Origin of the sequence: Streptomyces spongiae (assembly GCF_009377185.1) — a bacterium.
In the GTDB taxonomy this organism is placed as follows: Bacteria; Actinomycetota; Actinomycetes; order Streptomycetales; family Streptomycetaceae; genus Streptomyces; species Streptomyces spongiae.
The window spans coordinates 1-9,043 of sequence record NZ_VJZC01000410.1 but is presented as its reverse complement, the minus strand read 5'-3'; the positions used below and the strand labels follow the sequence as shown (position 1 = coordinate 9,043).

General features: G+C 70.9%; 12 protein-coding genes and 1 pseudogene. 7 read left to right on the top strand and 6 right to left on the bottom strand.

Annotated elements, in window-relative coordinates:
• Both FNH08_RS36305 and FNH08_RS36300 read right to left on the bottom strand, forming a co-directional pair.
• Window positions 1-76: pseudogene (locus FNH08_RS36305) on the bottom strand (transposase); the annotation flags it as partial.
• A 71-nt stretch (window positions 77-147) separates the two neighbouring features.
• Window positions 148-564 (bottom strand): hypothetical protein, encoded by a 417-nt coding sequence (locus FNH08_RS36300; RefSeq protein WP_322726061.1) that lies wholly within the window; start codon window positions 562-564, stop codon window positions 148-150.
• Window positions 565-736: 172 nt separating this feature from the next.
• Here FNH08_RS36300 and FNH08_RS36295 point away from each other — a divergent pair, with 172 nt between their 5' ends.
• The 3 genes from FNH08_RS36295 (at window position 737) to FNH08_RS36285 (ending at window position 2,508) form a co-directional block, all read left to right on the top strand.
• Window positions 737-1,453 carry a hypothetical protein gene (locus FNH08_RS36295; protein ID WP_228034564.1) on the top strand — a complete coding sequence of 239 codons (717 nt, stop codon included), beginning with the start codon at window positions 737-739 and terminating at the stop codon, window positions 1,451-1,453.
• A gap of 7 nt (window positions 1,454-1,460) precedes the next feature.
• On the top strand, window positions 1,461-1,673 hold the full coding sequence (locus FNH08_RS36290) for a hypothetical protein (protein ID WP_152775785.1): 213 nt from the start codon (window positions 1,461-1,463) through the stop codon (window positions 1,671-1,673).
• A gap of 388 nt (window positions 1,674-2,061) precedes the next feature.
• Window positions 2,062-2,508 carry a RidA family protein gene (locus tag FNH08_RS36285; protein WP_152775784.1) on the top strand — a complete coding sequence of 149 codons (447 nt, stop codon included), beginning with the start codon at window positions 2,062-2,064 and terminating at the stop codon, window positions 2,506-2,508.
• Here the strand turns inward: FNH08_RS36285 and FNH08_RS36280 are convergent, their stop codons facing one another.
• A complete protein-coding gene (locus FNH08_RS36280) occupies window positions 2,509-3,243 on the bottom strand; it encodes an aspartate/glutamate racemase family protein (RefSeq protein WP_322726060.1) in 735 nt (244 codons plus the stop codon).
• Between the two features lie 2 nt (window positions 3,244-3,245).
• Entirely contained in the window at window positions 3,246-4,727 is a 1,482-nt protein-coding gene (locus FNH08_RS36275) for an NCS1 family nucleobase:cation symporter-1 (protein ID WP_322726059.1), read from the bottom strand.
• Window positions 4,728-4,919: 192 nt separating this feature from the next.
• On the opposite strand from FNH08_RS36275, the gene FNH08_RS36270 reads away from it, so the two are divergent.
• The 3 genes from FNH08_RS36270 to FNH08_RS36260 all read left to right on the top strand — a co-directional run bounded on the left by FNH08_RS36270 (window position 4,920) and on the right by FNH08_RS36260 (window position 6,704).
• Window positions 4,920-5,681, top strand: a complete 762-nt coding sequence (locus tag FNH08_RS36270; RefSeq protein WP_228034563.1) for a GntR family transcriptional regulator — start codon at window positions 4,920-4,922, stop codon at window positions 5,679-5,681.
• Window positions 5,678-6,085: a (2Fe-2S) ferredoxin domain-containing protein gene (locus tag FNH08_RS36265; RefSeq protein WP_152775783.1), complete on the top strand. Its 408-nt coding sequence runs from the start codon at window positions 5,678-5,680 to the stop codon at window positions 6,083-6,085. The genes FNH08_RS36270 and FNH08_RS36265 overlap by 4 nt, the downstream gene beginning before the upstream one ends.
• Window positions 6,086-6,155: 70 nt before the next feature.
• Entirely contained in the window at window positions 6,156-6,704 is a 549-nt protein-coding gene (locus tag FNH08_RS36260) for a YciI family protein (protein WP_152775782.1), read from the top strand.
• Window positions 6,705-6,763: 59 nt separating this feature from the next.
• Here FNH08_RS36260 and pip read toward each other — a convergent pair whose 3' ends face one another.
• Both pip and FNH08_RS36250 read right to left on the bottom strand, forming a co-directional pair.
• A complete protein-coding gene (gene pip / locus FNH08_RS36255) occupies window positions 6,764-7,732 on the bottom strand; it encodes a prolyl aminopeptidase (protein WP_152775781.1) in 969 nt (322 codons plus the stop codon).
• A gap of 72 nt (window positions 7,733-7,804) precedes the next feature.
• Window positions 7,805-8,524 carry a uracil-DNA glycosylase gene (locus FNH08_RS36250; protein WP_152775780.1) on the bottom strand — a complete coding sequence of 240 codons (720 nt, stop codon included), beginning with the start codon at window positions 8,522-8,524 and terminating at the stop codon, window positions 7,805-7,807.
• A 99-nt stretch (window positions 8,525-8,623) separates the two neighbouring features.
• Between FNH08_RS36250 and FNH08_RS36245 the strand changes: the two genes are divergently transcribed.
• The coding region (locus FNH08_RS36245) for an RNA-binding S4 domain-containing protein (protein ID WP_152775779.1) at window positions 8,624-9,043 on the top strand (420 nt) is incomplete at its 3' end.

The following is a 9,043-nucleotide window of genomic DNA, read 5'->3' as shown; positions in this document are numbered from 1 at the left end:
GCACGACGTCGGTGCGGCGCTTGATCTCGCCGTTGATCCGCTCCAGGGGATTTGAGGACTGGATCTTCTTCCAGTGGGATCGGGACATCAGAGGAGGGGATCGGGACGTATGGTCCCGTCACCCGTGTTCTCGCTCGTCGCCGGGGTTCACCCGATGGTCAGGTCACCGGTCGTGTGAGCCTGGATGACGACGCCGTGCTGTACGCCGCCGCTGATGGTGTTGTGGACGGCGCCCTTGGGCTGGTCGACCGGGTGCTTCAACTCGTCCAAGAGTGCCTGGAGTTCCGCGGCGGCCGACGGGTCGGTGCGCAGGACGCGGCGGAGGCGGATACGCCACTCCTCCTGCACGTCGGCCGCCGTCTCCTCGTCGTCGGCGGCCCGGGCGGCGACGAGCTCGGCTCGGGACTCCTCAAGCTCCCCCTCGACGACCTCGTCCTCGCCGTCCCTGCCCCGTGTGAAGAAGGCGACAACGCGGTCGCGTGCGTGTTCCCAACCGTCCGTCACCATCTGGGTCACCAGCGCCGTCGCGCCCGCCACCGCCAGACTCGTCAACTCGGCTTCCACCGGTCCCCCTTCGTCGCGATCCCGATTTCCAACGGTAGCTTGCGGCCCTCGTTTCGGGGGCCGTGCGACCCGCCCCGCCCGATTGTCAGTGGCGCGCGCTTCAATGGGAGATGTCGTCACAGAGCGTGACGGTCGAGCTGTGGAGTGCTGCTGTGTCACGGGGGAGGTAGCCATGGGTGGTTACGAAGAGGACGGGCGGCGGTATGTGTCGCTGACCGGGCTGAGGGCGCGCGGGTGGACCGGAGGAATGGTGTATCGGCTGCTGGGGCCGCCGGATCGGCTCGCTCTGAATCCGCGGTTCAGGGCCGCGCCGCCCACGCGGTTGTATCGCGCCGAGCGCGTCGAGGCCGCCGAGCGCGGTGAGGAGTTCCGGGTGGTGGCGGAGGGCGCCGCGCGGCGGTCGGAGGCGGTTCGGGCCGCGCTGTGGCGGCGGCAGGAGGAGGTGCTGGACCGGATCAGGACCGAGCCCCTCGACGTGCCCCGGCTGGATCCGGGCAAGCTGGCGCTGCGTGCCGTCGAGCACCGGGCGCGGATCGAGGCGGGGGCCGGGCGGGGCGAGGGTGCGGGTGCCGGTACGGGTACGGGTACGGGTACGGGTACGAGGGTGGTGGGCGAGCAAGGGGCCACACCGGCGGCCGCGCTCGGCCCCGCCGACCGCGCCTCCCTCGACCCCTGGAAGGTCGACTACCTGCGGCAGCGGCTGGTCAACCAGTACGGCCGACTCCTGGACGGACTTCCCGGAGGCGGACCGGCGGCCACGGGGCGGGCGGAAGCGGTGGCGTTGCTGGATCAGCGGATCTACGCGGCCATCGCTGAGGCACACCCCAACCTCGCGCAGGAGTGCGAGAGGCGGATGGGTGACCAACAGCTTGGTCCACCTTCCCGGTGAAGTACGCGTGCACGCACGTCTGGCGGGCTCTCCCCTGCTGACCCCTGTCGCTTTCGGTGAGGGACGCCGGTTCGGGCTCTGGGACCTCGCCTCGCTCACCGAGGGCGCCCTCGGTACCTGCGTCGGTCCTGGATCCCTGACGGTGTCGGCCGAGAAGCAGTTGCGCCTGCGGCGGGTGCGGCAGGGCGCGCCCACCCGCGGGACGAGGAGTACCGCGTGAGGTACTGGATCCGGTCGTCCGGTGACCCGGGTGATCCGATCGGGACCCTCGCCGTCGACACGTGGCCCATACGTCTCTACGCGCGATCGACGCTGGCCCTGCATCTCGCCATGCGGGGGCGGCCGTTGGTGCGAGGGGAGGCGGAGGGAGCCGTGGCCCACCGGTGGTGTGACATCGGTGAGCCGGAAGGACTCGCGTACAAGATCGGTGTGTTCGAGCGGCTGGCGCGTGAGGACGGCTGGCGGGTGGAGAGTCCGTTACGCCGACGAATCCTCACCCTTGATCACCGGCGCCCCCTTGATTACCGGCGGCGCGGAATTCGGATGCGAAGGCCTCCTGGGGTTCGCATGATTGGCGAGTCGCCCTTCCGTCGTCCCTGGGAGCCTCCATGATCCAGCGGGTCACCGTCCCCGGTCTCTTCCCACCGCCGCTGTACTCGCACGCTTCCGTCGTCGAGGCGGGGGCGAAGCTGGCGTTCCTCGCCGGTTCCGTGCCTCTCGACGCGGAAGGGAACCTCGTCGGCGAGGGCGATCCGGTACGGCAGGCCGAGCAGGTGCTCGCGAACCTCGGCGAGCAGCTGCGCGCGGTCGGCAGCGACTTCGCGCACGTCGTGTCGACCGACGTGTACGTCGTGAGCGGCGAGACCGCGGTCCTCTCCGCGGTCTGGGAGGTGGTCGAGGCCTCCGGCCTGCGCACCGGCCCGCACTCCTCGACGCTGCTCGGCGTGGCCTGCCTTGGCTACACGGGCCAGCTCGTGGAGATCACGGCGACGGCGGTCGTTCCCGGGCCCACCGCGGGAAGGGCGGTCGGCCCGGAACACGCGCCGTCCCAGTGATCACCGCGGTGGAGGAGCCTCGCCCGGCGGTGGTCCCCAGGTCCGCCGCTTGGGCAGCGGCTTGGCGTAGCTTCCCGCACGGCTGGTCGTGAGCCCGAGGGTCACGAGCGACTCGGCGAGCTTCACGGCCGCGCTCACCCCGTCGACGACGGGCAGGCCCAGCTTCTCCCCGACCGTCCGCTGGAGCCCGGTCATCCCCGCGCATCCGAGGACGAGGACCTCGGCACCCGCGTCGCGCGCTCGTTCGGCGGCGGCGACGAACGCCTCCTCCGTGCGCGACTCGTCCCCCAGGTCGAGGACACCGAGCCCGGTGCCGACCACGGCGGCGCAGTTCCGCCCCACCCCGGCCGTCTCCAGGCTGTCCTCGATCTGCCCGCAGGACCGTTCCAGCGTGGTGACGACCCCGTACCGCCGCCCGAGCAGGCACGCGAAGTGGGCGGCGGCCTCGGTGATGTCGACGACGGGAACGTCCACGAGCTCCCGGGCGCCTTCGCGTCCGTGTTCGCCGAACCCGGCCATGACGACGGCGTCGTACGGCTCGTCGTACGTCCGCAGCGTGTCGAGGACGGCGGCGGCCGAGAGATAACTGTCGAGCCAGCCTTCCGCCGACTCGGGTCCCCAGGCCGGGGTCAGCGCGGTCACGGTGGTGCCCGGGCCTGCGGCGGCCCGGGCACCTCGTACGATCTCCTCGGTCATCTCCTGCGTGGTGTTGCAGTTGGTGACGACGATGCGCACGCTCAGCCCTCCACGGAGGGCTCGGCGGCCGCGGGCGCCTTGGCCGCGGCGCGCTCCGGGCGGCAGAGCAGGGCGTACAGCCCGGCGGCCAGTGCCGTTCCGATGAACCAGGAGTAGGGGGCGACGGCGTTGAAGTCCTTCACCAGCGCGAGCACCGCCGACACCGCCGCAGCGGGCAGGAACGCCCACAGTGCCTTGGGGTTGACGCCCTTGCGGTAGTAGTAGCGGGAACCGGGCTCGGCGTTGAAGAGCTCGTCGACGTCGATGCGTCCGTGCTTGACCCAGAAGTAGTCGAGCATGATCACACCGAACAGCGGGCCCAGGAAGGCGCCCAGGCCGCCGAGGAAGTAGTTGACGACTGTGGGGTTGGAGAAGAGGTTCCACGGGGTCACGACCAGCGCGGCGACCGTGCTGATCATGCCGCCGACCTTGAACGTGATCTTCTGCGGCCAGACGTTGGCGAGGTCGTACGCCGGGGAGACGAAGTTGGCGACGATGTTGACGCCCATGGTGGCGATGGCGAAGGTCAGCGCGGCCAGGACGAGCACCCAGGTGTTGCCGACCTTGGCGACGAGCTCCGCCGGGTCGGTGATGGCCTCGCCGAACACCTCCAGCGAGCCGGCCGTGACGATGACCGACACGACCACGAAGGCCGTGGAGTTGATGGGCAGGCCCCAGAAGTTGCCCCGCTTGACGGTCCGGTAGTCGGGCGCGAAGCGCGAGAAGTCGCAGAAGTTCAGCATCAGGGTGCCGTACGTGGCGAGGATCAGCCCGATCGCGCCGAACCACTGCCGCCACTGCTCACCGGCGGAGACCGGGTGCGGGGTCGAGGTCAGCGAGATGGTCCAGCCGGCCTTGGCAAGGACCCACACGGCGAGCGCGATCATCACGACCCAGATGGCGGGACCGCAGAAGTCCTGGAACTTCCGCACCGACTCCATGCCCTGGCTGATGATCAGCGCCTGGAGGAGCCACAGGGAGAGGAAGGAGACCCAGCCGAGCGCGTGCAGGCCCAGGAAGGAGCTGTGGGTCCAGGACTCCAGGCCGGGCCAGGCGGCCAGCAGCATCACGTTGACGGCGACGGACGCGAGGTAGGTCTGGATGCCGTACCACATGATGGCGATCACGGCCCTGATCAGCGCCGGGATGTTGGCGCCCCAGACGCCGAAGCTGATGCGGCTGACGACGGGGAAGGGCACGCCGTGGCGCTGCCCGATCCTCCCCATCCAGTTCATGCCGATGTAGATGAGCACGAAGCCGACGAGCAGGGACGTGAAGACCTGCCACACGTTCATGCCGAGGACCAGCAGGCCCGCGGCGAACGTGTAGTTGCCGAGGTTGTGGACGTCCGACATCCACATCGCGAAGAGGTCGAAGACCTTCCAGTTCCGCTTGCCCGCAGGCGCGAGGTCTTCGTTGGTGAGCCGGGGATCGGGGACGAATGCGGCTGTTCCCGTTGCTTCGGCATGGTCGGCGAGGGACACGGGGCCTCCATGAGCGAGGGGACGGAGGAGGACGGTTGTGGGGGGTGACCGTGGAGGGACAATCGTGCGGACCAACCGCGGAGGGTTTGGTATACCAAACTGCGGACATGGTGCCCCCGTCAACAGTTCCGACCGATGTCGCTCTTGTTAACGCTTCGTAAATCACCCCCGGAGTCGACGAAGATGGGGCCCATGACGAAGATCGAACCCCTGGGCGCCGTTCGGGAACGCGTCCTGGCGAGTCTGCGGCAGGAGATCATCGCGGGCCGTCTCCGCCCCGGTGACCGCCTCGTCGAGCGGGAGCTGGCCGACCGCTTCGGGGTCTCCCGCGTCCCGGTCCGCGAGGCGATCCGCGCGCTGGTCGGAGAGGGGTTCGTCCACTTCGAGACACCGCGCCGCACGGTCGTACGCCGGCTCACCGCGAACGACGTCAAGGAACTCTTCGAACTGCGCGAGGCGCTGGAGGTCTACGCCGCCGGGCTCGCCGCGGCACGCGCGACGCCCAAGGATCTGGCCGAGGTCCAGGAACTCCTCGACCTGGCGGCCGCCGCGACGGAGGCCGGGGACGCGGAGACGATCACCGACGTCAACAGCCGCCTCCACGACCGCATCGTGGCGATGGCGGGCAACAACCTGCTGACCGCCTCCCTGGAGCCCGTCGCGGGCCGCCTTCGCTGGATGACCCGCCGGAACGAGGAGTGGCCCCAGCTCCTCGTCGAACACCGCGAGTTGTACGAGGCCATCGCCTCCGGCGACCCGGCACGGGCCCGGGCCCACGCGCTGGCCCACGTGCGGACGAACTACCGGTCGACGGTGCGGCATCTCTTCGGCACGGAACTCGACGACGGCGACACCGCCCAGCTCGGCGACGGTGACGTGACGTGCGTCGAAAGCGGTGACGCAAGGGGCGAAAGTGACGCGGCATCGGAGCCCGGCCCGGAAGGAGAACGATGACCACCCGTACGGTGATCGGCGCCGCCCGGAACCGCCCCTGCACCCTCGTCGTCTGCCGCGGCTGCTGCTGCGGTGATCCCCGCAAGTACCCCGGCTACGACCACGAGGGCCAGCTGGAACGGCTGCGCGCGGCGGCCGCGGCCTCCGGCGGACGCCTCGCGGTCCGTACGACGGACTGCCTCGGCCCGTGCGACCAGGCGAACATCGTGGTCGTCCAGCCGTCGGGCGAGGGGCGCAGGCGTGGAGGCCGAGCCGTCTGGGTCGGCTGGTCGATGGGCGACGACTGCACGGACGAAATGGTGGAGTGGGCCGAGGCGGGCGGACCGGGTGTCGCCCCGGCCCCGCCCACGCTGGCGTTGCAGTTCGTGCAGTCGGCGGGAGAACGGGCGCGTGCCCGCCGCTAGCGCCATGGCCGGCGATGAGCAGGCCACAACTGGATTCGTACTGCCGCATGTTGGAAAGGGACGTGGGGACATGGAGTACTTCTGCTATCACCGCGATCGGCCCGGCTCCGTCACCTTGCGTGAGGAGCTGCTGGAAGAGCACTGGTCGTACATGGACGGGTACGCCAAGGAGTTGATCGCTCGCGGCCCGACCTTCGCCGAGGACGGTGAGACGCCCACCGGCAGCGTGCACATCGTCGACCTGCCGGACCCCGCCGCCGCCCGCGCTTTCGCCTTCGACGAGCCCAACTACCAGGCCGGCGCCTACCGGGACGTGCTGCTGCGCCGGTGGCGCAACCTGCTGGGGCGCACCATGTGGGACTTCCCCGGTGGCCGGACCGGCGGCAACCGGTACCTGGTGCTCGGGCTCGGCTCGGGGGAGGCCGCCGACCTGGTCGTGCCGCCCGACCGGGACGAGCTGATCGCGTACGGGCCGCTGCTGTCCGACGACGGCGTCACCTGGCTGGGTACGGCTGTGCTGCTCAGGGCCCCTGCCCCGGACACCGCACGCGCCGTCCTGACCCCGGAGCGGTATGCCGACATCGAGGTCCACGACTGGGAGTTCGGCGGGCGGCGGTGACGAACCAAGGCCGAGAAGGCTGACCTGAGCCGCCCGGAGGCCATCCAAGGCGACAGCCGTCAAGCACCCCGGGCCGCGTACCTGTCCGTCGCCGCCACCAGCGCGTCCACCATGCCCGGCGCGCCCGCGGTGTGTCCGACCTCGTCGACGACGATCAACTCGCTCCCGGGCCAGGCCTGGTGGAGGCGCCATACGGTGCCGAGCAGGTTGCCCGGGTCGAGGCTGCCCTGGACGACGGTGCCGGGGATGTCCTTCAGGAGCGGGGCGTCCCGCAGGACCACGCCCTCGTCGTTGCCCTCGCCGAGGAAGTGGTCGTTGCCCCAGTAGTGCGTGACCGTGCGGGCGAAGCCCATGCGGAACACCGGGTCCTCGTAGTGGGGGATCGAACGCGGCGGAGCGGGTGCCATCGCCGTCTCCCAGTCGGTCCAGGCCCGTGCCGCCCGTGCCCGGACCTCGGGGTCGGGTGACTCCATCAGCCGGTTGTACGCCGCCGCCAGGTTCCCGTCGCGCTCGGCCACGGGCAGCTCCGCGAGGAACCGCTCGAAGGCCTCGGGGAAGAACTGCCCGAGCCCCCTGGTCAACAGGGCCACCTCACGGTTCGACCCGGTCGCGACGGCGGTCAGCACCAGCTCGGACACGGCACCGGGGTGCGTCTGCGCGTACCGCAGTCCGAGCACCGAGCCCCACGAGATCCCCCACACCAGCCACCGCTCGATCAGGAGGTGCTGTCGCAGCCGCTCCAGGTCGGCGATGACGTGCGCCGTCGTGTTGACGCTCATATCGGTGTCGTACGCGCTCGCGTGCGGTGTGGACCGTCCGCAGCCGCGCTGGTCCAGCAGGACGATGCGGTACGCGGCCGGGTCGAAGTAGCGCCGGAAGTGCGGGTTGCTGCCCGAACCCGGTCCGCCGTGCAGCATCACCGCGGGCTTGCCCCGCGGATTGCCGCAGACCTCCCAGTACACGTGGTTGCCGTCGCCCACGTCGAGCATGCCCTGGTCGTACGGTTCGATCTCCGGATACAGGCCCATTCGCGCGAGCCTAGACGGCGTCGGCCTCCGTCAGCAGCCCAGTTTTCCGCTGTTCCGCGCCCACCGCCGCCGCTACGGCTCGTCCGGCGTGGTGGGCAGACCCGCGGCCCGCGCCGCCGTGCGCAGGACGTCCCGCAGCATCGCGGGGGTGAGCCGGCCCGTGAAGGTGTTGCGCTGACTGACATGGAAGCAGCCGAAGAGGTCGAGCGGACGCGGCCGTCCGTCCAGCGTGATCCGTGCGCCGTGCGCGAAGGCGGGTCGTGGCCGGGGCACCGACCATCCGGCGCCGACGAACGCCGGCAGCGCGGCCTGCCAGCCGAAGGCGCCGAGCACCACGACAGCCCGCAGCGTCGGCCGCAACAGCTCCAGCTCACTGATCAGCCACGGGCGGCAGGCGTCCCGTTCCCCGGGCGTCGGCTGGTTGGCGGGCGGGGCGCAGTGCACGGGCGAGGTGATCCGCACGCCGTACAGCTCCAGGCCGTCGTCGGCGCTCACCGCGGTCCCCCGCGATGCCAGCCCCACATCGTGCAGCGCCGCGTACAGCACGTCCCCCGACCGGTCACCGGTGAACATCCGTCCCGTCCGGTTCGCCCCGTGCGCCGCGGGCGCGAGCCCCACGATCAGCAGGGACGCGTCGGCCGGTCCGAACCCGGGCACCGGACGCCCCCAGTACGTCCACTCGGCGAAGGCGGCCCGCTTCGTACGGGCCACCTCCTCCCGCCACGCGACCAGCCGCGGGCACGCCCCGCATCCCGTGATCCGCGCGTCGAGCTCGGCCAGGCTGCTGTTCATGCCTCCACGGTACGGCCGGTGATCGGCGGATTGGGTGCAGGCGGTGTACCGGCGGAAATCCCGCCGAGTGGCCGACCCAACGGCGTTAAGGTCGGACACATGGCTTCTGAGGGCGCGGACGACAACGCGGGCACCGCGGGGGAGGCGGGCGGTGCGGGCCGGACCCCGGACGGTGCGGACCGCAAAGCGCGCACGGACGGCAAGGCGGGCACGGACGGCAAGGCGGGCGCGGACGCCGCGGCCGCCGCCGAGGCCGCTCGCCCGGCGAGCGGCGAGAACGTGCGGATCGACAGCTGGATCTGGTCCGTCCGCCTCGTCAAGACGCGTTCGATGGGTGCCACCGCCTGCCGCGGTGGGCACGTCCGTGTGAACGGCGAACGCGTCAAGCCCGCCCATTCGGTCCGCGTCGGCGACGAGGTACGGCTGCGTCACGCGGGCCGTGAGCGGGTCGTCGTCGTCAAACGCCTGATCCGCAAACGAGTCGGCGCTCCGGTCGCGGTCGAGTGCTACGTCGACAAC